The organism is Nitrospinota bacterium (genome assembly GCA_009873635.1).
GTDB lineage: Bacteria > Nitrospinota > Nitrospinia > Nitrospinales > VA-1 > LS-NOB.
Genome location: WAHY01000007.1, coordinates 1 through 21,921, shown reverse-complemented (window position 1 = coordinate 21,921; position 21,921 = coordinate 1). Strand labels below are relative to the sequence as shown.

At 43.6% G+C, this 21,921-nt stretch carries 22 protein-coding genes; 18 read left to right on the top strand and 4 right to left on the bottom strand.

Annotation, left to right across the window (positions count from 1 at the left end):
- The first annotated feature begins 57 nt into the window (after nt 1–57).
- Complete coding sequence (locus tag F3741_05950) at nt 58–1,398, top strand: radical SAM protein (GenBank protein ID MZG30343.1); 1,341 nt, start codon at nt 58–60, stop codon at nt 1,396–1,398.
- A gap of 118 nt (nt 1,399–1,516) precedes the next feature.
- Here the strand turns inward: F3741_05950 and F3741_05945 are convergent, their stop codons facing one another.
- Entirely contained in the window at nt 1,517–1,897 is a 381-nt protein-coding gene (locus tag F3741_05945; GenBank protein MZG30342.1) for a hypothetical protein, read from the bottom strand.
- A gap of 338 nt (nt 1,898–2,235) precedes the next feature.
- Here F3741_05945 and F3741_05940 point away from each other — a divergent pair, with 338 nt between their 5' ends.
- The 17 genes from F3741_05940 (at nt 2,236) to F3741_05860 (ending at nt 18,836) form a co-directional block, all read left to right on the top strand.
- Nucleotides 2,236–2,988 carry a hypothetical protein gene (locus F3741_05940; protein ID MZG30341.1) on the top strand — a complete coding sequence of 251 codons (753 nt, stop codon included), beginning with the start codon at nt 2,236–2,238 and terminating at the stop codon, nt 2,986–2,988.
- Nucleotides 2,989–2,994: 6 nt separating this feature from the next.
- Nucleotides 2,995–4,704 carry a type II secretion system protein GspE gene (gspE, locus tag F3741_05935; GenBank protein MZG30340.1) on the top strand — a complete coding sequence of 570 codons (1,710 nt, stop codon included), beginning with the start codon at nt 2,995–2,997 and terminating at the stop codon, nt 4,702–4,704.
- Between the two features lie 32 nt (nt 4,705–4,736).
- The gene (locus F3741_05930; protein ID MZG30339.1) at nt 4,737–5,963 is read left to right on the top strand and encodes a type II secretion system F family protein; all 1,227 of its coding nucleotides are present in this window, start codon (nt 4,737–4,739) and stop codon (nt 5,961–5,963) included.
- Nucleotides 5,964–5,991: 28 nt separating this feature from the next.
- Nucleotides 5,992–6,414 (top strand): type II secretion system protein GspG, encoded by a 423-nt coding sequence (gene gspG / locus F3741_05925; protein MZG30338.1) that lies wholly within the window; start codon nt 5,992–5,994, stop codon nt 6,412–6,414.
- Nucleotides 6,344–6,901, top strand: a complete 558-nt coding sequence (locus tag F3741_05920; GenBank protein ID MZG30337.1) for a hypothetical protein — start codon at nt 6,344–6,346, stop codon at nt 6,899–6,901. The genes gspG and F3741_05920 overlap by 71 nt, the downstream gene beginning before the upstream one ends.
- Entirely contained in the window at nt 6,822–7,520 is a 699-nt protein-coding gene (locus F3741_05915; GenBank protein ID MZG30336.1) for a prepilin-type N-terminal cleavage/methylation domain-containing protein, read from the top strand. Before F3741_05920 ends, F3741_05915 begins: the two co-directional genes overlap by 80 nt.
- The gene (locus F3741_05910; GenBank protein ID MZG30335.1) at nt 7,517–8,428 is read left to right on the top strand and encodes a prepilin-type N-terminal cleavage/methylation domain-containing protein; all 912 of its coding nucleotides are present in this window, start codon (nt 7,517–7,519) and stop codon (nt 8,426–8,428) included. Before F3741_05915 ends, F3741_05910 begins: the two co-directional genes overlap by 4 nt.
- A complete protein-coding gene (locus F3741_05905) occupies nt 8,415–9,380 on the top strand; it encodes a general secretion pathway protein GspK (protein ID MZG30334.1) in 966 nt (321 codons plus the stop codon). Before F3741_05910 ends, F3741_05905 begins: the two co-directional genes overlap by 14 nt.
- On the top strand, nt 9,377–10,846 hold the full coding sequence (locus F3741_05900; protein ID MZG30333.1) for a hypothetical protein: 1,470 nt from the start codon (nt 9,377–9,379) through the stop codon (nt 10,844–10,846). The genes F3741_05905 and F3741_05900 overlap by 4 nt, the downstream gene beginning before the upstream one ends.
- The gene (locus tag F3741_05895; protein MZG30332.1) at nt 10,847–11,419 is read left to right on the top strand and encodes a hypothetical protein; all 573 of its coding nucleotides are present in this window, start codon (nt 10,847–10,849) and stop codon (nt 11,417–11,419) included. It begins immediately after the preceding gene.
- The gene (gene gspD / locus F3741_05890; protein ID MZG30331.1) at nt 11,416–13,923 is read left to right on the top strand and encodes a type II secretion system protein GspD; all 2,508 of its coding nucleotides are present in this window, start codon (nt 11,416–11,418) and stop codon (nt 13,921–13,923) included. The genes F3741_05895 and gspD overlap by 4 nt, the downstream gene beginning before the upstream one ends.
- Before the next feature lie 166 nt (nt 13,924–14,089).
- A complete protein-coding gene (gene cysK, locus F3741_05885) occupies nt 14,090–15,001 on the top strand; it encodes a cysteine synthase A (protein ID MZG30330.1) in 912 nt (303 codons plus the stop codon).
- A gap of 52 nt (nt 15,002–15,053) precedes the next feature.
- Entirely contained in the window at nt 15,054–16,292 is a 1,239-nt protein-coding gene (locus F3741_05880) for a threonine synthase (GenBank protein MZG30329.1), read from the top strand.
- 12 nt (nt 16,293–16,304) lie between these two features.
- Entirely contained in the window at nt 16,305–16,586 is a 282-nt protein-coding gene (locus F3741_05875; protein ID MZG30328.1) for a MoaD/ThiS family protein, read from the top strand.
- The gene (gene moeB, locus F3741_05870) at nt 16,586–17,392 is read left to right on the top strand and encodes a molybdopterin-synthase adenylyltransferase MoeB (GenBank protein MZG30327.1); all 807 of its coding nucleotides are present in this window, start codon (nt 16,586–16,588) and stop codon (nt 17,390–17,392) included. The genes F3741_05875 and moeB overlap by 1 nt, the downstream gene beginning before the upstream one ends.
- An 88-nt stretch (nt 17,393–17,480) precedes the next feature.
- Nucleotides 17,481–18,476, top strand: coding sequence for a cysteine synthase family protein (locus F3741_05865; GenBank protein MZG30326.1), 996 nt, complete (start codon nt 17,481–17,483; stop codon nt 18,474–18,476).
- A gap of 33 nt (nt 18,477–18,509) precedes the next feature.
- Nucleotides 18,510–18,836: a (2Fe-2S) ferredoxin domain-containing protein gene (locus tag F3741_05860; protein ID MZG30325.1), complete on the top strand. Its 327-nt coding sequence runs from the start codon at nt 18,510–18,512 to the stop codon at nt 18,834–18,836.
- A 2-nt stretch (nt 18,837–18,838) separates the two neighbouring features.
- On the opposite strand, the gene F3741_05855 is transcribed toward F3741_05860, so the two are convergent.
- The 3 genes from F3741_05855 to F3741_05845 all read right to left on the bottom strand — a co-directional run.
- The gene (locus F3741_05855; GenBank protein MZG30324.1) at nt 18,839–19,219 is read right to left on the bottom strand and encodes a hypothetical protein; all 381 of its coding nucleotides are present in this window, start codon (nt 19,217–19,219) and stop codon (nt 18,839–18,841) included.
- Nucleotides 19,220–19,441: 222 nt separating this feature from the next.
- Nucleotides 19,442–21,187, bottom strand: a complete 1,746-nt coding sequence (locus tag F3741_05850) for an ABC transporter ATP-binding protein (GenBank protein ID MZG30323.1) — start codon at nt 21,185–21,187, stop codon at nt 19,442–19,444.
- Between the two features lie 14 nt (nt 21,188–21,201).
- On the bottom strand, nt 21,202–21,921 hold a 720-nt coding region (locus F3741_05845; GenBank protein MZG30322.1), incomplete at its 5' end, for an ATP-binding cassette domain-containing protein.

The window sequence follows — 21,921 nt, the reverse complement described above, 5'->3', positions numbered from 1 at the left end:
GCATGCAACAATAGAACACTTACTATCAGGGACAGGCCCTCTGGCCATTAATTTAACATGGAAACAAACCCAACATTGGAATTCAGCCCGGAGAAAATGGATTTCCGCGCCTACTCAATATCTTGGAACCTCACCAAGCGTTGCAACCTCAATTGCGATCACTGCTACCTTGATGCAGAGTTTCGAGGCGGACTCAAGACTGACGAACTTAACACCGAAGAATGTTTTCGCGTCATCGACCAGATTGCGGAAGTGAACCCAAACGCGTTTCTCATTCTCACTGGTGGCGAGCCCCTTCTACGGCCTGACATTTATGAAATCATTCGTTATGCCGCCGACAAAAAATTCATGGTCGTGCTGGGCACCAACGGAACCATGATCAACCGGGTCAATGCCGAAAAAATTAAAGCCGCGGGAGCTCATGGAGTGGGAATCAGCATCGACTCTATGAATCCGGACAAGCACAACAAGTTTCGCGGAGTGGAAAAAGCCTGGGAACTTTCCATGGAAGCTTTCGACATTCTGAACGAAGTAGGTGTTGATTTTCTCGTGCAGATGTCTGTCTCGGATATGAACTATAAAGAAATTCCTGAAGTGGTTGAGTTCACAGAAAAGATTGGCGCCATTGCGTTCAATTTATATTTCCTGGTCTGCACCGGACGTGGGCAAGGCAATACCGACATATCCAACGCCGCTTATGAAGAAGCCTTGAAACTACTTTATGAGCAACAGATGAAATACAAAGGAAAGTTGATGATCAACTCCAAATGCGCGCCGCAATACAAGCGCGTTGTTTATGAGAATGATCCTGATTCGGTTTACACACGCACCTACTCAGGAGGTTGTCCGGCGGCCACGCACTACAGCCGTATTTCACCAGAAGGCAACCTGACACCCTGCCCCTTCATCGAAGAGTCGGTGGGAAATTTAAAGTCGAGAACTTTTAAGGACCTGTGGGAAAACGCGCCATTGATGATTGAGTTGAGGGATCGCAAAGGGCTGGATGGCAAATGCGGGGACTGTGAGTTTTCCGCCTTGTGTTCCGGTTGCCGGGCCCGTGCCTTTGCCGAAACCGGGAATTATATGGACCCCGACCCTTCCTGCGATTACGAACCGGGAAAATATGGCGGCAAGGCCATCACCTTAAAAGTCGAAGATACATTGGGACTCGAAGTAGAGTTCCAGACAAGATGGACCCCCGAAGCCAAAGCCCGGCTCGAACGCATTCCTTCCTTCGCGCGTGGCATGGTGGTGAAAGGAATCGAGAAATATGCCGCCGAGCGTGATATCCGTCTTATTGATGAGTCTGTCGTTAAAAAATCACGTGAAGAGATGATCGAAAAACGTGGCGCCATGTTCCCCTTCCTGAAAAAGTTTATAAATTCAGAAAAGTTATAGCTTAACACCTCACACGTCATCGCGAGCTTCTGCAAGAAGCGCGGCGATCCAGACTTCATAACACATTATCCTGGATTGCTTCGCTATGCTCGCAATGACAACCAAGAAGTCAGGGTACTTATTTTTTATAAAGACTCCCTACACGGAAATCGCCACGATCTTCCTGGTCAATACTCGACTGGCGGGTGTCTTCGACATCAAGCTTCCCTAAAGCTTCGGATACTTCGACTTGATAGTTTTTGACTTTACGGTAAAGCGGGTGGGTGATATCTAACTTCAAATTTGTCAGCGCGGCGGTGAATTCGCCTTTTCCATCCGGACTCAATTTGCAAACCAGTTCCCCTGAGTTGTCATCACGATAGACATCGATCACCTCAAGCGGTGTTTTATTTTTCACCTGGAATCCCATTTCACGTAACAGAGTCAACACGGCTCCACGTCCATACGCGCGTATGGGAAGACATTCTAAAAGTTCATTCAACAAAGACTGAGCACTCAAAATCATTCCCTTTCAAAATTAGTTATTTCTGAAAGTATCCAGTATATCTGAAGTTATCAAAAAGCGTGTTTAGTTTGCTGAAAAAATATGAAAAACCATAATTCTTTTTGGCACAAGCATAAATGTTTAAAGGTCTTTCCCGATTTCTCCGAAAATAATAACAGGCCTGCCAAGAATAAAGCGCCTGTCATTTCATGTTGTTTCCAGCCTGATTCGGGCTTAAATTGACTGCAAAGAGATCAAGCATGAGATCATTGCGTCAAAATTTTGTATTAACTTGACAAACGTCAATAATTTCATTAAGTTAGGGAGAGAACTCATGAGGGAAATTTGTGCCTGTGAATAAATTTTTCCCGGCGGTCAATCTGGTTTTTGTCCTCACTATTGCTCTCCTAGTTACATTGTCGGTCAAAACCTGGATCCAGCCCTCTTTTCCATACAGGGTGGATGGTTCCTCACTGGTGGGATCGCCGAAAGACCTGAAAAAATTAGAGGTTAGCAAACCGCCTTATAAAGCGGGAGCCGTGTCCAGGATAGTACAGGCCAACGTGTTTCGTAAGGAGCGCAGCCAATACATCCCGCCGACACCGCCACAAGCGGTGCGTCAGGCGACACCTAAACCGGCATTGCCTCCCCCAAATCTGGTCCTGAAAGGTGTCTTAATGCTTGGAGGCACAAAAATTGCTATTTTAGAGGGAAAATATTCCACCCGTCAGGGTGGAAAAGTCACGAAAAAAGATGTGAAGAAAAAAGGGTATTCTTTAGGGCAAATTGTGGGTGATTTTGAACTAATAGAAATCGAAAAAACCTGGGTTATTCTGGATGACAAGAAAGGTCGAAAAATTCGATTGCGGTTATCAAAACGTCCGGCAGATAAAGTGATTCATCGAGAGGGAACTTCTTTCTTTCAGAAAAACAAAAAATTTGATCCAAAAAAAATCAGGCAGGCTAGTACCGTGCGCAAACCTATCAGGCCAAAAGTGAAAAAGGTAAAAAAGAAAACCGCACCGGCCCCAGCACCGGCCCCTGTTTTCAGAGTATCAGGCGCGAGCAGTCCGCCACCGGCTCGAGTTCATATTTCAGGACGATAAAATATTATGTTGAAAAAAACGGACCCAGTAGAAAGCATACTTCTCAGGCATAATAAAATTACTGAAAAAGCCCTGAGCGAAGTTAAGGCCAACAACCTGCATGCAGGAGGTTTTCTTGGCAAAACTTTGGCCGATCATGGATATATTCACACCCAGGCTCTGCTTGAAACACTGAGCACAGAACTGCGCCTGCCCTATATCAAAAAAGAACAATACCCCAAGTCTGGTCTACCCGTTCAAGGCTTGACCATAACTGAAACTTTTTTAAGGGAAAAAGTCATTTTCCCACTTCAAGATAAAGACGATACTCTTATCCTGGCTGTTTACGACCCCTTTGATCTTTACACCATAGAAGATTTAAAAGTCTCACTTGGAAAAAACATACGCGTTGTTTTAAGCAGTGAGCAGGACATCCTGGAATCTATCGAAACCTATTATGGAGAAGAAGGCGGATCAACAATGGACCGCATGGTCAGTGAAATTCAGGACGACGACATGCATGGGCTGGATTCACTGGATGAAAGCACCGAGCACATTCGGGACATGGCCTCTGAGGCTCCCGTCATCAAACTGGTGAACCATATCATCAGTCAGGCCATCGAATCGCGAGCCAGTGATATTCATCTGGAGCCTTTCGCAGACGACTTGCTTCTTCGCTATCGTATTGACGGAATCCTGCACGAGTTGGAACCTCCTCCGAAACGTTTGAGTTCAGCCATCACCACTCGTATAAAAATCATGTCCAAGCTGGACATCTCGGAACGAAGGTTGCCGCAAGATGGGCGCATAAAACTCAAAATTCTAGGCAAAGATATCGACATGCGTGTGTCCACCCTCCCAACATTGTATGGTGAAAGCGTGGTTATGAGAATTCTTGACCGGGGTAACCTGGTTCTAGACTTGAGCCAGATGGGATTTCCTGAAAAAGAACTCCAACAGATTCAATCATTGATCAAAAAACCTTATGGAAAGTTTCTTGTTACAGGCCCGACCGGTAGTGGTAAAACCACCACTCTCTACGCTGCCTTAAGCAAAATCAACACACCTGACAAAAAAATTATTACCATTGAAGACCCCGTAGAATATCAGATGCGGGGCATAAACCAGATTCATGTCAAATCACAAATAGGGCTGAACTTTGCAGATGGGTTACGCTCCATCGTTCGTCAGGATCCAGATGTCATCATGGTTGGTGAGATCCGCGATCCGGAAACTGCCGAAATTTCCATTCAGGCCGCTCTAACAGGACATCTCGTTTTCAGTACTGTTCATACTAATGATGCAGCAGGTGCCGTAACCAGGCTTTTGGATATGGGGATCGAAAATTTCCTTCTTTCTTCAGCTCTACTTGGCGTACTTGCCCAAAGGCTGGTCCGGGTTATCTGCCCGAACTGCAAGGAAGAAGCACCTCTGACACCAACTCTAAAACTGGAAATGGGGATTCTGGAAAAAGAAAACGTAAAAGTTTATCATGGAAAAGGTTGCAATGCCTGCAGCCATACGGGATTTAGAGGTCGATGCGGCATTTATGAACTACTGGTCATAGATGATTCTATTCGTGAACTTATTCTGAAAAAAGCGACTGCACAAATGATTTGTGATCAAGCAAGAGAAAAAGGAATGCGCACCCTTCGTGAAGACGGTTGGGACAAAGTTGTAAAGGGCATCACAACTGTTGAAGAAATTCTGCGCGTTACACTGAGTGATAGAAACTAACCATTCCTTACCAAGAGGTAAACCTGTAAACCATGACGGTTTATTCCTACAAAGCCACGGATAAAAGCGGAAAGTTTATTGAAGGCGATATCGACGCTCCAAATTACCAATCTGCGATCGAGCAAATACGCCAGCTCAATTATTTTCCGGTAAAGGTTGCAGAAGGAAAAAGTGTTTCAATCCTTTCTTCCGGGCTAAAGCTCGCATTACCGAGTTTTGGTTCCGCGGTGTCTACAAAAGACTTGATGACGATTACCCAGCAACTGGCAACCCTGATAGAATCAGGGCTCACCCTGGACGATGGCCTTTCCACTCTTGTAAAACTTGCAGAAACTGAAAAGATTCGATCGATACTTGCGGATGTTCGCAAAAGGGTTCATGCGGGAACATCTTTTGCCGATGCCCTGGCAGAACACCCTGATGTTTTTTCAAAACTATATATCAACATGGTCCGTGCCGGAGAAGCGGGAGGCTTGATTGGTGAAGCATTAACCCGCCTGGGAGAGTTCCTGGAAAAATCTGTTGAGCTCAAAAGTAATATCCGCTCTGCCATGATTTATCCCGCAATCCTTTTTATGGTTGGAGCAACCGCAGTAGTTGTACTGATTACTTTTGTTGTTCCTCAATTTGCAAAACTTTTTGAAGATATGGGAGCGGCACTGCCTCTTCCGACCCAGATTTTGATGGGCATCAGTTCTCTCATCATAAACTATTGGCCAGCATTAATTCTGGCAATGTTTGTATCTGCAGGAGCTTTTAAGTTTTATACAAATACTGATAAAGGGCGGCTTTGGTGGGACAAACTCCTTTTAAAAACTCCTTTGATTGGCTCTCTTATCCGCAAGGTAGAGGTTTCCCGTTTCAGCCTGACTATGGCAACACTCTTGAAAAGTGGAGTGCCCGTCTTACAGGCCATGGGGATTGTTCAGTCCATTTTGATCAACCGCGTCATTTCCGACGCCGTCGGGGTCCTTAGACAGTCTTTGAAGAGAGGCAAAGGATTATCGGGACCGCTTCAGGAGGCAGAAGTTTTTCCTCCCATGGCAGTTCAAATGATCACAGTAGGTGAGACTTCTGGTTCCCTGGATAATATGCTCACTCGAGTCTCCCAAACATACGATAAGGAAGTTGAGCAGGCTATCAAACAACTTATATCCATGATTGAGCCTGTTATGATCCTATTTATAGCACTAGTCATAGGTTTCATCGTGGTATCAATGCTACTTGCTATCATAGGTGCAAACGACATTGTTTTTTAATCACCCATAATTTAGACAAGGAAAAAAAATGAAGGGCCAAACAAAATCTTTCAAATTCATCCGCCTTAACTCAAAAGGTTTTACTCTGATCGAGCTTATGGTGGTGATGGTTATTATAGGTTTATTAGCGGCCACGGTCGCACCCAAGATTTTTGGTCGTGTTGATAAGGCTCGGCAACAGGATGCCCAGGCCCAGATTGAACTTCTAGGCCAAGCCCTCGATCTTTATCGTTTGGAAAAACATAAATACCCCTCAACCGATGAGGGGCTCGAAGCTATAGCCCCATATCTGAAAAAGAGTCTTCCTCTTGATCCGTGGGGTAACAAATATATTTACGAATCACCCGGTAAAGAAGGAAGAGGTTATGACCTGATTTCTTATGGCGCAGACAACGCTGAAGGAGGAGAAGAAAACGATTTGGACATCGTTAGCTGGAAAAACTTTGAATAAAACCCTTAACAGGAATATTGAAGGATTTACGCTTCTCGAATTGGTCCTTGTTTTACTTCTAATGGGATTGATTGCCGGGCTGACGCTCCCATTCGTGGCCTCCTCTCTGGATCGTCTTAAACTGCAATCTGAAGTTCGCCAAATTGCTTCAGCTATTCAGTTTACTCGTAGTGAAGCCATATCGAAAAAAGCCTTGTTCACTTTCAATATTAATATCGATGAAAATAAATACTGGTTGGCAATACCTAAACAGAATGAAGTCACCCAATCAAAGCCAATTGATGAAACAGTCCGAATCATGGACTACAAAAATGCGGAAGAAACCCTGACCGAGGGGGCCTTCAAGATTCTATTTTATCCTCGAGGTAATTCCAGCGGAGGATCCCTGAGGTTTAAATCAATCAACGATGAAGATGAGGAAAATATTTATGAGGTCATCATCGACCCCATTACTGGAAAACCCAAAATCAATCAACTGGAAGAATGAGCATGGCTTCTCCCTGCTGGAGGTTGTGGTTGCGCTTACCATTCTTGCTGGAGGTTTTTTAACGGTACTCAACCTGTTCTCCGGCAGTGTCCTTTCCGTTGACTTTTCTGGTCAATATATGAAAGCTGTCGCACTGGCAAACTCAAAAATAAACGAGTTGGAAATGTTGAATTTCCAGCCCAGTGAAAATTCAGGCAAATTTAAAAATGACGAAAATTATCGCTGGGAGGTTGATATTGAGCCTCACGATTCCCTGTTAAACGATCCTGAGTCCGGCATTCAACTACAAAAAGTTCTTTTAAGAGTCGCATGGGAAGACCAAGGTCAAACACGCAACATAGAATTAGCCACCCTTCATTTGGAAGGCCAGACTTATCCTAAGTCAGACTCTAGTTTGGAAAAATTGTTTTCAGGAGGAGCCTCATCGCCAGGTAGTGGTGGAGAAGAAGCTTCAGAAACTTCCAGTTCAGAGTCGAGCAGCTCAAGTTCTAGCGGCTCAAATTCAAGCAGCCCAAGTTCGAGCAACGTTAGCGGTGCAACCACTAGTTTTGAATCCCCATCCGTTTCTTGCTCTTCTGGACAAGTATTTATTTTTGGAGCCGGATGCGTTAACCCATGAATATAAAAAACTTTGTCAAATCAGCAAGATACCCGCTTAAAAACCCCGCAGGGTTCACCTTGCTCGAACTGATACTTGCAATGTCCATTGTTGCCATCATAGTTGCTTTGGGTCTTGGAGGTGTTCGTCTTGGCATATCAGCACGTGATGTAGGTGAACAAAAGGTAGACGTCTATCAGCGTTTGCGAATGATCAGTGAACAACTCAAGCAAAAACTTCAATCCACCTATCCTGTTTTTGTCAATCAAGTTGATGGGATACCGGGAGTCACAGTTCCTGTTTCTTCAAAAAGAATTCTGGCTTTTGAAGGAGAAACTAACTCCATACGTTTCGTCTCATTTGCAACTCCCATGACAGCAACCGATTCATCAAGCTTGACACATGAGGTTAAATTTTATGTTGGAGAACATCCTGAGACTGGACAGAGAGGGGTCATTTTAATGGAGCGAGATATCTCTGGCGGTGATGTTTTTTCCCGCATCGACCCACGTTCTGACTCAATTAAATACCTGGTTCTGGCAGAAAACGTTGCCCAAATGAAGTTTCGGTACTATAAAGTGAAAAAATTGCCGCCCCAGGAGGTAGAAGGGACAGATAAAAATGCCCAGCAATATTCCGGTCAGTGGGTAGATCGGGTTTTTATGGAATCTTTTGAACAAAACCAAACCAGCCAGACCGGCTCCAACCAGAACAACTCTGTTTTGGACTTTGAAAAAGCTAATAAAATATCGCTTCCGCGCGCTGTGGAGATCACCATCGGTGTCACGCCTCAGCCTAAGCCGGGAGAAGAGGAAGGTGACGAAGAACTGGAACCTGTTTTTTCACCCTCGATCCTCGTTTTGCTCAACTCTGGAATGGAATTTGCATTACCTGTAATAGAAAAAGAGACTGACAATGAAAAAGCTTAAATCCAATCAAAGTGGCATTGCCCTGATGATCGTTTTATGGGTACTTGTCTTATTAATCGCTTTGGCAACAGAGTTTGCTTTTTCTATGAAGATGGAGGTCAACACGACTCGAAACTATAAAGAAGATACCGAAAGCTATCATCTGGCCAAAGCCGGGATTAATCTTGCATTGGCAGAGTTGCTAAAAACCTCCCGTTTTCATTCCATACACGATGAATATGGGTGGATAGCTGAAAAAACAATTCCAGCAACAAATTCTGAAGGTTCAGCCGAAGCGGAAGAGGCCCAGGAATTTGACATCGTCAACAGATCAGACATCGAATTTGAAAATGGAACTATTACCTACAAGATTAGAGATGAAAATGGAAAAATTTCTATAAATTTTGCCAGCAAAGTCGTGCTTAATAAACTGCTGGAATATTCCGGAGTGAAAGAGAAACTTGATAGGGATACAATTTCGGATTCGATCCTGGACTGGATTGACGCAGACAAAAATCATCGAATCAATGGTGCAGAAGACGATTATTATCGCTCACAGCGTCCCCCCTATTATGCGAAAAATGGAAAATTTGAAACTCTTGGAGAACTATTGAAGGTTCGTGGAATGACCGAAGAAATTTTATACGGCTCTACTGAGGAGGATGGGGAACTTAAAGGAATAGTACAGTTTTTAACTATTTATAACTTTTCATCGGTGAATCCTAATACCGCAACCGAGGAAGTGTTAAATATCATTTATCCCCCCGAACAGGTAGAAGTTATTTTAAACAACAGGGCTGCAAAGGGTTATCACTCGAATAGCATTTCAAATTTTTTCAGGGTCACCTCAACTGGAAAAGTTCAGGGCAGCAGAACAGAACACACTTTGGAAACAGTATTAGAAAAAACCGGATCAGGAAACAACGCGCGCATGGTTGTTCATTATTGGAACGATAACGTACTGGACTTATGAAATCTATATTCATAGAAAAATCATTAGCCGTTGATATCCGTGAGAATTATGTATCTCTTACACTTCTCGGCAAAAAATTAAGCTCGGTAGAAGTTGTAGATGGTCAAACCATTACGTTGAAGCCTTTGACGGGTAGAGACGAGAAGGCAGAAAAACACTTCATCAACAAGGTCAACCATTTTATAGTGGAGCATGATACCTGGCCGGAATCGGTGGTTGTAAGCCTTCCAAGAGGTTATGTGACATTCAAAACTTTTGAACTGCCCGCCCCTGACTTGGAGTCCGCCCAGTCAATGGCACCGTTTGAACTGGAACGACAGTTTTCTTCAGGGCTTGAAGATTTATATCTCACATACCAACTAAACCAGAAGGCCGAAAACAATTACCATGTCACCTCTGCAGCAATAAAAAAAGAAATTGCCAATTATTATCTGGGCCTGATCCGCAAACTTAACCTGAACCCGACAATACTAGATGTCTCCACATTCGCAAACGTCAACCTTGGGCTCGCACAAGGCATTGAAAGCGAAATGTCTATCTGGGCACTCGCAGACATAAGTCCGGAAGCTCTGGACATAGCTCTGATAAAAAACGATACAATAGTGTTTTCCAGAAATCTGATTTGGAACCAACCTGCAATTAGAGACGCCAACTCAGGAAAATTAAATGATTCAGAGCAGTTAAAACATTTATCAACTGAAATCACCAAATCCCTTATCAAAGAACTTACACAGGCTCTTTCATCTTGCAGGAACATTGAGGATAACGAACAAGTGGGGCATATTCTTTTAACAGGTGCAGGCGCTCTAACTTCTCAGATAACACAACAATTGGAAAAAGAAACTGAAGTCTCAACCATTCCTCTTAAAGCTCCTGACTCCGTCAGCGTTCCCGGGTCTTTTTCTGCTTCCCTGACCTCTCTCGGACTTGGTATGAGAGAGCTGAAAAAACAAAAAATTGAAACCAATCTTTTGCCAGAAGAGCTCCAATCAAAAAGAAAAAGATCAAATCCCAAAGTGACTTTGGCCCTTGCCGCCACTGTAGTTCTCCTTTTGGCTGGCTGGTTTGCCAACAAGGTGATTTACAGCAATAAAGCTTTAGGCAGCCTGGACAAACAGCTGAATGAAATTAAAGGTCAGGTTGCGGGCCTGGAAAAAATAGACTTGGAATACGAATCATTAAAGCAGTATGTAGATATTTTAAGTGCAATAAGCAAACAATATCCCGACAAGCTTCCAGTTTTAGATGAGTTAAGCCGCACTCTTCCGCGGGATACCTGGTTAACACATTTTAAAGTCAAACAAGATGGTATTGAGATCAAAGGATTTACTCCAGTCGCCTCAAAGCTGATACCTATTTTGGAAAAATCCAAAACATTCAAGGACGCAGGTTTTGTAGGAACAATTATCAGTGAATCAGCTGGTGAAAAGTTTACTATTCATGCTGACCTGGAAAAGGCATCGTAAATGGATATCACCCAAAGAGATAAGAATGTTTTATTAGCAGGTGTCATTTTTGTTGCCTGCTATACATTATATTTTTTTGTCGCGGAACCCATATACAAAAAACAGGAAAAAGCAAATGACAGCATTAGAAATAAAATACAATTCATCCAAAAATATTATGAAATCCTAAACCAAAAACCCTATTATCAGAAAAAAGAAAAAGCAAATCAAACAACCCATACGAAACTGAACCGAAGGTTTTTCATAGAAAAACAAACTGGACTCGCCGCGGCCAGCCTACAAAAACTCATCGAAAGTTTCTCGATGGGAGCAGTTACAATTGAGCGGACTAAGATTGAAAAACCAAAGTACATGGAAGGTATTTTAGCGGTACCCATTGAAATATCGATTCGGTCAAACCTTAAAAACCTATCTATGTTTTTAATGCGCATAGAAAATAACGAAAAGTTTCTAATCATTGAAGAGCTGCAATCACGCAGAATCAACAAAGTTGATCCGGAAGAAATCCAAACACGACTCGTAATAACGGGCTTCATTCAGGAGCTAGAAACTCAAGGCGGGAAAAAAATATGAAAAGAGCCTCTATCATATTAGCAATTTTAATCTTGTCTAGTGCCTGGTACGGATGTGGCGTAACTAAAAAATCCACCATGCAACGGCTTAAAAATAAATCCGATGTCATAGACTCTATGGTTTTTAAATCTCCGCCTAGAAAAAGCGAAAAAGCCGAAACAGGAGATTTAATCGATTCTCAAAAGATTAAAGAGATCCCCAAACCTGTTAATCTTAGAAAAATCCGTATCACCAAGGACAACACACCATTACGCAAAGGCCCAGGCGCTCAATATCAGAAATTAGGAACAGCAGCAAAAGACGATCTTTTCGAATTGGTTCGTGTAGAAAGGGGCTATGGAAATGGACAAACATGGTATCTCGTTGAAGATATAACAGGAAGAAAGTTTTTTGTCCCCAGCAAGTCTTCACTCATCTTCAAGGAAAAAGCTCCTACTACAGAAAAAACTGTCCTGACGCAAAAAGAAATCGGTTTCGAATCACAAGATGACTCACCAGATAAAATTGAAAAAGTTGAATTGCAAAAACGGCAAAAAACTACGCTGGATAAAATCCAAACTGTGGTCAGAGTTGAACCTGATCTTCCTGAAGAGCTGAAAGAGGCAAAACATATAACCTTGAATTTTGAAGGAACAGATCTCTACGATGTTATCACTACCTTCTGTGAACTATTGAAAATTGATTATGTTATTGAAGGAAATGTTTCTGGCAAGGTAACCTTACAAACTTTCAACAAAATTCCAGTGGGTGATCTCTACTCTGTCCTGGAACAAATACTTGCCCTGAACAATGTAACAGTGGTTAAGAGTGGAAATTTCTATCGTTTTCTGGAAGCCCCTGAAGCCGCGAAAAAGCCTCTCAGCATCCACTTTTCCGACGATCCGAGCATCCCGGATAAAGAGCGAATGATCATTCAAATCATTCCGCTCAAGCATATCTCAGTAGAATCGATGCGAAAAATCATCACACCGCTCCTCACAACCAACGCCAGTTTCATTGAGGTTCCTGAAACCAGCAATCTGATGATGATTGAAATGGCATATAACGTTAAACGTATTGTCAAGGTCGTACAGGCTCTGGATATCGACAAACTAGCTTCCTCAGACATTCAACTATATAAACTGCGTAATGCAGACTCTGAAGTAATGGTAGAGGAACTGGAAGAAATTTTCAGTTCTATGGGGTATAAGGAAGCCTTGGGCGATTCGCTTACATTCCTCTCATTGACCCGGTTAAACTCAGTTCTTGTGGTCAACGCTTTTGACAAAATCCTGCCCACCATTGAGTTCTGGGTCAACCGGCTTGACCAACCTGTTTCGGAAGGAGAAGTCAGCACCTTCGTATATTATGTACAAAATGGTGATGCGGCCGCTCTGGCCGGACTATTAAACGGAATCTTCACCTCTCCGGGTAATGAGGAGAATACCAATACCAATAAAACCAGCAATTCAAAGACAAACAAGAATACTAAGGATACAACAAAAACAAAAGCAAATGTGTCAGGAGCCAAAACCACTGTATCCTCAAGCAAGGCCCCTGTTGTTGAGACAACAAGCGGCCTCAGCGATAACTTTGAAGGTGATATCACTATCCTGCCCGATTCAGATACGAACTCCCTGATTATAAGGACCAACCCGCGCAATTATCCCGCGATTCTGGCACTGATAAATAAACTGGACCTGTTACCGCAACAGGTATTGATAGAAGTATTGATTGTAGACCTCCAGGTTGATGAACAAACTGCCGCAGGACTGGAATTAGCCCTACAAGACCCGGGTGGGCCAGAGGGCAGGACCATAGCCGGGGGTATCAGTTCCAGTACAGATAATGCGTCTTCCCTGGGGTCTTCCCTGTCAACGGCTGCGTCCTCATTCTTAAGAGGAGGTAGTTTTTTCGTTGGTCAGCCGGATAAAATCATTGCCCAACTGCAGATTTTTGCTTCCGACTCCAAGACCAATGTTCTGGCCAACCCCATTCTCGTGACCTCAGACAATAAGGCGGCAAACATTTCAATCACAGATGAGATTCCCATTGTTCAAGAAGCATCTGTCCCTTCAGGAGGCTCAGCAGTTGTCAGTGCTACGGTCGAATATCGTAGTGTTGGTGTAAAACTGGACATTACGCCTAAGATCAATTCGGAAAAATTTATAAACTTGAAAATCAATCAGGAAATATCGAGCCGTGGGACGGATGTGGGTGACCAACCTTCGTTTAACACACGACAGGTAAATACCGAAGTTGTACTAAAAGATAACCAGGTGTTGGTCATGGGCGGGTTGATGCGCACAGATACAATTGATACAGTCTCTGGCGTTCCTGTACTAAAAGACCTCCCATACATAGGAAAGCTGTTTGGATCCGAATCAACCAGCCTTAAAAAAACAGAACTGATGATTTTTATCACCCCGCACGTGATTTCAAACACTGGAGATTCTGAGTTTGTCACCCACGAATTCAAAAAACGCCTGAGCAATCTTAAAAATATCTCCCACCTGGGAAGCTAACCAAACCCAAACCAAAAATCCCATAAAGTGCTTGAAATTAAGGCCAATCTCAAGCATAGTAGTTGTTCTTTTATTCTATAATCCCCTTTTCTGCAGATAAGCTTTCTGTCAGGCAGAAAAGTCATTCCATCGGAAGCGGATTAGAGCAGAGATTCCCAGGGTTGAAATGATTAAATCCAGATTTCTTAATAGTTTAGAGTTGATCGGTGGCACCCCATTAGTTAAACTAAATAGCGTAATTCCTTCAAACGGTGCCAATATTTTCGCGAAGCTGGAATTCTTCAATCCTGGCGGAAGTGTCAAAGACCGTATCGCCCTGGCCATGGTCGAGGATGCGGAACAAAAGGGATTGTTGAAGCCTGGGTCCACGATCATTGAGCCAACTAGTGGCAATACCGGGATAGGGCTTGCTTTGGTAGGTGCTATCAAGGGCTACAACGTCATACTGGTTATGTCCGAAAACATGAGCACCGAACGGAGAATGATTCTGGAAAGTTTTGGCGCAAAAACAGAGCTGAGCCGGGCAGAATTTGGCATGGAGGGCACTATCCAGAGAGCAGAAGAGATGCTGGCTGAAAATCCAGATTATTTCATGCCCCAACAATTTAACAACCCAGCCAATCCGGAAGCACATCGGAAAACAACTGGCCCCGAAATCATTGCTGCCATGAATGATGAGCCTGTTGATGCATTTGTTGCTGGGATCGGCACGGGTGGAACAATAACAGGTACTGGGGAAGTTCTAAAGAATCATTATAATCAAACTAAAATAGTAGGTGTGGAGCCGGCAACATCAGCAGTTTTGTCAGGGAAACCGCCGGGCCCACATAAAATTCAGGGAATTGGAGCAGGTTTTAAACCAAATGTTCTGAATCTTGACCTGTTAGATAGTATTCTACCCGTTTCAGATGAGGATGCTTTTTTATTTGCTAAGAGACTTGGGAAAGAAGAAGGCCTCATAGTTGGTAGCTCCTCTGGCGCAGCGTGTTTTGCGGCAAATAAGGTTGCCAAGGATTTAGGCACTGGAAAAAATGTCGTTGTTATTTTGCCATGCCGACGAGCAATATTTGAGAAATAACAGGCAAAAATAAAGCGAATAATTTTACTTAAAAAACTAAGGAATAGTTGGAATGGGTTATGTAAAAGGATTAATTTGTAAAGAATGCAAAAGGGAGTTCCCCAAGGAACCGGTTCATGTTTGCGAATTCTGTTTCGGACCACTGGAAGTCAATTACGACTATGAAACTATAAAAAAGGTCACGACCAAGGAATCTATTGAGTCCGGCCCACATTCCATGTGGCGCTATGAGACTCTCCTGCCATTGGACGAGGCTCCTAAAGTTGGGCTGAATACCGGATTTACCCCTTTAGTCAGGGCAAAAAATCTGGGCAAGGCGTTGGGTTTAAACAACCTTTACGTCAAAAATGATTCTGTCAATCACCCTACCTTTTCTTTTAAAGATAGAGTTGTCTCAGTAGCGGTATCCAAATCCATAGAGTTCGGGTTTGACACCGTCGCCTGCCCCTCTACGGGAAATCTGGCAAACTCTGTGGCTGCCCATGCTGCTGAAGCTGGAATGAAAAGTGTTATTTTCATTCCCGATAATCTGGAGGCTGGCAAAATTCTTGGGACATTGGTATATGGAGCCAAACTGATTTCAATCAAAGGCAGTTATGATGATATAAACCGGCTTTGCAGTGAAATTGGTAATACCCATAAATGGGCTTTCGTAAATATTAATATTCGGCCTTATTATGGCGATGGTTCCAAGTCTTATGGTTATGAAATTGCCGAGCAGTTGGGGTGGAAAACTCCGGATAATGTTATCGTGCCGGTTGCGGGTAGTTCGCTGATAACAAAAATCTGGAAAGCTTTCCATGAGTTTGAAATGCTGGGATTGGTCGACAAAGTGCGAACCAAGATTTTTGCAGCTCAAGCAACAGGTTGTTCCCCCGTGACAACGGCTATAAAAAATGGTTCTGACAATATTATTCCTGTAAAACCAAATACAATCGCAAAGTCTATCGCTATCGGCAACCCCGCTGATGGATACTATGGTATCAAAACCGCAAATACCAGTGGCGGTTATGGAGAAGACATCTCCGATGAAGAAATCGTCAAAGCAATGAAGCTACTGGCCGAAACCGAAGGCATATTCACGGAAACGGCAGGTGGGGTTACGGTAGGTGTCACACAAAAACTGGTGAAACAAGGACGAATCAAACCGGACGAAGTGACTGTCATTTGCGTCACAGGCAACGGATTAAAAACCCAGGAAGCGCTGGAAAAAAGTTTTCCCGCGCCCCAGGTGATCGAACCCAACATAGATAGTTTTGAAGAAATTTTTGCCAACGGTTTAACAGTTTAAAAGGAGTAAAGCATGGCAGTAAAAGTAAGAGTACCTACACCGCTGATGAAGTTGACTGACAACAAGAGTGAAGTTGAGGCAGAAGGTGCCACCATCAGCGAAATTCTCAATAATCTGGAAAGCCAGTTTGCTGGAATTAAAGAACGAATCTGCGAAGAAAATGGTACCCCCAGGCGTTTCATCAATATTTATTTGAATGAAGAAGACATTCGATTTCTTGACGGAGAAGGTACAGCGGTTAAAGATGGAGATGAAATATCCATCATACCGGCTATAGCAGGTGGTGTCCGCTGATGATTGATTTTACCGATGAGCAGATAGAGCGTTACAGCCGTCATATCATCCTGCCGGAAGTAGGCGGTGAGGGACAAAGCCGACTTTTAGAATCAAAAGTTCTTTTGGTAGGTGCAGGAGGGCTGGGTTCTCCTGCTGCGTTTTATCTGGCCGCCGCAGGTATCGGCAATTTGGGAATCATCGACTTCGATGTGGTTGACCTCAGCAACTTGCAACGGCAAATCATTCATAATACTGATCGCATCGGTATGCTTAAAACCGAATCCGCAAAAGAAACTATTTCAAAGCTCAACCCAGATGTCAAGGTTACCGTCTTTAACGAAAGACTGAGTTCAGAAAATATCATGAGACTCTTTGAAGGGTATGACTATATTTTGGACGGTACCGACAACTTTGCGACTCGTTATCTCATCAATGACGCGTGTGTGATGACGGGCAAAACCAATATTCATGGCAGCATCTTCCGATTCGAAGGGCAAGTGACTGTTTTCAAGCCTGGCGATGGCCCTTGTTATCGCTGCCTGTATCCTGAGCCGCCCCCACCCGGGCTGGTTCCCAATTGCCAGGAAGGTGGTGTTTTAGGAGTGCTTGCAGGTGTGATTGGAAACCTGCAGGTGGTTGAAACCCTCAAGTTAATTTTAGAAAAAGGGGATACCCTGGTCGGCTCTTTACTCCTTTATGACGCATTGAACACCGAGTTCAGGAAACTGAAATTAAAAAAGGACCCGAATTGCCCGGTATGCAGTGATCAACCCACAATCACAGAATTGATCGACTATGAAGAGTTCTGCGGGTTGTCACGCTAACGTGAAAATTAAAAATTGACGATTTCATGCATTTTTTTAGCAACGTTACAGGTTTAAAAGATATCTAATAGCTGAAATGACAAAATCGATGAATTTCCCCATTCCATTTGAAGTCCAGGCTCCGACCTGCCCCGTAATCACCGACCAATCGGTTTTGAAGGCAATCGGAAACACACCCTTGATCCGCATCCATAATCTCGGAAAAGAATTCAAGGATGTCGACATATATGCCAAAGCAGAATGGAAAAATGCCGGCGGCTCGGTAAAATCCCGACCTGCCCTGAAAATGATTGAGGACGGTGAAAAATCAGGCAGGCTCACTAAGGAAAAAACTATTCTCGACTCCACATCCGGCAACACAGGTATCGCCTACGCACTAATCGGCAAAGTAAAAGGTTATAAAGTCAAACTTGTTATGCCAGCAAATGTCTGCAATGAACGCAAAGGCTTGATGGCAGATTTCTACGGTGCCGAAATAGTGACCTCCAGCCCCTTTGAAGGGTCTGATGGAGCCATTCTTCTTGCAAAAAAAATATATGAAGAAAACCCGGATATGTATTTCATGCCCGACCAGTATAATAACGATTCCAACTGGCAGGCCCATCAGGAAACCACAGCACAGGAAATCTGGAACCAGACCAATCACCGAATCACCCATTTTCTGGCGGGTATCGGAACCGGAGGTACTGTTATGGGCACAAGCCGGGGACTGCGCCAACTGAACCCCGATATTAAATGCTATGCGGTCGAACCCGCTGAATCCCTGCACGGACTGGAAGGTCTCAAACACATGGAGTCTTCTATCGTCCCCGGGATTTATAAAGAAGAAGAACTGGATGGAAAACTAAGCGTTCCGACTGATGAAGCCTACGACATGGTTGAAGATCTGGAAAAGCAGGAAGGCATACTGGTAGGTCATTCCTCTGCCGCAGCAATGGTTGGAGCCCTGAAACTTGCTGCTCAAATCAAAAGTGGCGTGATAGTCACCGTATTCCCCGACAGTTGTGAAAGGTGTTACGTCAACTTTGGCCAGTTTAAGCAGTATTATAAAACCCATTCCACCAAACTCCCAAAATCCGACTAGCCGGAAACCTCTAAGAAACACCTCGAATAAAACATGCCACCATTTGAAAAACATATTTTCATCTGCATCAATGAAAGAAAAGCTGATGACGCACGGGGCTGTTGCCACTCTCGAGGCTCGACAGAACTGCTCGACTATATGAAAGGCCGTGTCCACGAAATGGGGATGAAAGGCAAAGTACGGGTCAACAAGGCAGGGTGCCTGGATGCTTGCGCACAAGGTCCATCCATGGTGGTTTACCCTGATGATGTATGGTATGCACCAAGATCAAAAGAAGATATGGAAGAAATAATCACAGAACATATCCAAAACAATCGGCCTGTTGACCGGCTAATCATTCCCTTTAAGTCTAAATCCTGACCTCAGGAGCCCTCTCTCTTCATAGGCGCATGGGCATTAAGAATTCCAGACTCCAGAATCGCAGGGTTGCCATGTGCATATTTTCTAGCTGCGTAAAAATGGTTGGTCGCGTCACCATGCCGTCCCAGTTTGTCCAAACACAAAGCCTCGTTGAAATGCACCTCCCCTGCTGACGAGTCAATGCTGGATGCCATCTGAAAATGTTTCAAGGCAACATCATAATGCCCCTGATTGTAATGAGAAATCCCTTCCTCATTATGTTTATGGGCTTCTGCATTGGAGCCTTCACGCATGGGAAAACTCAAAGGAGATTCGTCAGCAAACACCGGGATGGATAAAAACATGAAAAGGAATGCCATCAAAAGAAACACTGATTTTCTCATCGCTCTCACCTTTACAGGGTTATTATTATCTCAGTCTTTATTATAGTCTTTTTAGATGCCGACTCCTTACAAACCGTGTAGAAAGTAAACGTGAGGAGTTACCGGATCAAGCCGTCGATTGTGTCGTTGATACCCGAAAAAACATCTTTCATGTTCTTGCCGGATTTGAGGATTTTGTCGAACTCTGTTTGATAATCTGCCGCGGCCTGGCAGATTTTTCTATTACAGTTGTGAATGGCAAAGTTTGTAGAAAACACCCTTTTGCCGCAAGAGTTCATTTCTTAATCCAAACTCAAGAATTTCGCCATTTTTTAATACAAGAATTTTATCTGCATGCATAAGGGTAGAAATCCGATGTGCGATTATAATACTGGTTCTTCCACGCGTCAATTCCATGATTCCGCTCTGGATTTGCCTCTCGGTATCAGGGTCGATGCTGGATGTCGCTTCATCAAGCACCAGTATTTTGGGGTTACTGGCCAAAGCACGGGCAAAAGATAATAATTGACGCTGGCCAGAGGAAATACCCGCTCCGCCCTCTTTCAAGTCCTGTTCATATTTAAAAGGCAGGCTGTTGATAAAGTTATGTGAGCTTACGGCTTGCGCGATGGACTCAACTTCTTCCTGCTCCATGCTTTCGTTGCCCAGTCGAATATTATCTGAAATATTGCCTGAAAATAAAAACACATCTTGCTGAACCAGTGCTATCTGGCGGCGCAAATCATATTTGTTGATATCCTTTATCGATTTACCATCAAACAGGATGTCCCCTTTCTGGATATCATAAAAACGGCACAGGGCATTTATCAACGTGGATTTCCCTGATCCGGTAGTGCCGACAATAGCAAGGCTTTCGCCTTCCTGTAGGCTGAAGTTGATATTTTTCAAAATAAAGTTGTTGTCATTATATGCAAACCAGACATTCTTGAACTCCACCTCTCCTTTTATTTTGAAGCCAGGGTGAGATGGATTATGGTCGGGTAACTGCTCAGGAGTATCCAGTAATTCAAAAATTCGCTCTGAAGAGGCCATGGCTGTCTGAATGATATTGAATTTTTCCGCAAGGTCTCTGACCGGATCGAAAAATTTCTGCAAATACTGAATAAATGCGACCAGGACACCCAACTGAATCTCATTCTGAACAAACCTGCCTCCCCCATACCAGAAGATTAACCCGATAGCCAGGGAGCTAAAAAAATCTATGGAAGGCATAAATACAGCATTGTAGCGAACCGTTCTCAGGTCTTCATTAATTCTATCCCGGTTAATATCTGTAAAGTTTTCGTAGTTTGCCTTTTCCAGGTTGAAACACTGGACCGTATCTACTCCCGAGATGTTCTCTTCCAGGTAGGAGTTGAGTTCAGAAACATGAGCCCGGTTTTTTCTGAGTGCATCACGCGCCCGAATCCTGTAAAGACGAGTACCCCATGCCAGCAAGGGGAAAACCGTGCAAACAACAAGAGTCAGTCGCCAATCCAGGTAAACCATGACAGCAAAAATACTTACAAGTGTAAAGAGGTCATTGAAAATAAGGATAAGGCCTGTAGTCAGCATTTCATTAAGAACTTCAACATCATTAACCACCCGGGTGATCATTTTACCGATCGGGTTTTTGTCAAAATACGAAAATGACATTTTATGGATGTGTGCAAACACTTTCGAACGCAGGTCAAACATTACTTTTTGACCTATATACTGCATCAGATAAGTCTGGGAAAACTGAAACACAAAGGAAGCAACCAGCACGACCAGATACAAGCCAGCAATGAGATCAAGACCTTCAAGGTCAGAAACTTTTATGTAATCATCAATTACGATTTTGGTAAGGTAGGGACCAGCCAGATTTAGCAGAGAGACCCCCATTAAGAAGAATATTGCAAGCACCACCCATTGGCTGTATGGCTTCAAATAAACAAGCACCCTCTTAAACAATGCCCATTCACGATAACGGTCTTTCATATTTTCCATTTTGAACCTGGTGGTCACAGCAAAACCTCCAGCTCTTTGGCCAGGGACTGGTTGTTGACCAGCCCCGCATAAACTCCTCCATCACGCATAAGAGAAATATGACTTCCCTGCTCAATAATTTTTCCTGCATCCATCACAATTATATTGTCCGCGTTGCGGACGGCCGATAGCCTGTGGGAAATGATAAAGGTAGTGGTTTGAGCAAGATGTACCTGGACATTCCTTAAAATTTCTTCTTCGGTATCAGAGTCAAGGTTTGAGAAAGCATCATCAAGAATCAGAACCTCGGGTTCCGATAAGAGGGCTCTCGCCAAGGCAACCCTTTGCTTTTGACCACCTGACAAAGACACTCCACGTTCACCGATCAAAGTATCCAACCCCTCAGGGAACCGGGAAATATCTTTGCTCAAGCCTGCTCTACCTATTATTTCTTCAAGCTCAAGATTCGATTTTCTTCCCAAAACAATATTGTTACGAATGGATGTGGAAAATAAAAATGGATCCTGGCTTACATAGCCTATGGCCTCTCTCAGGGAGGAGAGAGAGAAATCTTTTATAGGGCGGCCTCCTACTATTAAAGATCCTGAGGATGGTTCATATAATCGTAAGAGCATTTGAGTCAAAGTGGTTTTTCCTGAACCGATCACCCCCACTACTCCCAGTGTATGACCTTTAGGAACTTTAATTTCAATTCCATCCAGGCTTGGTTTTTTTTCTCCGGGATAGCAAAAAGT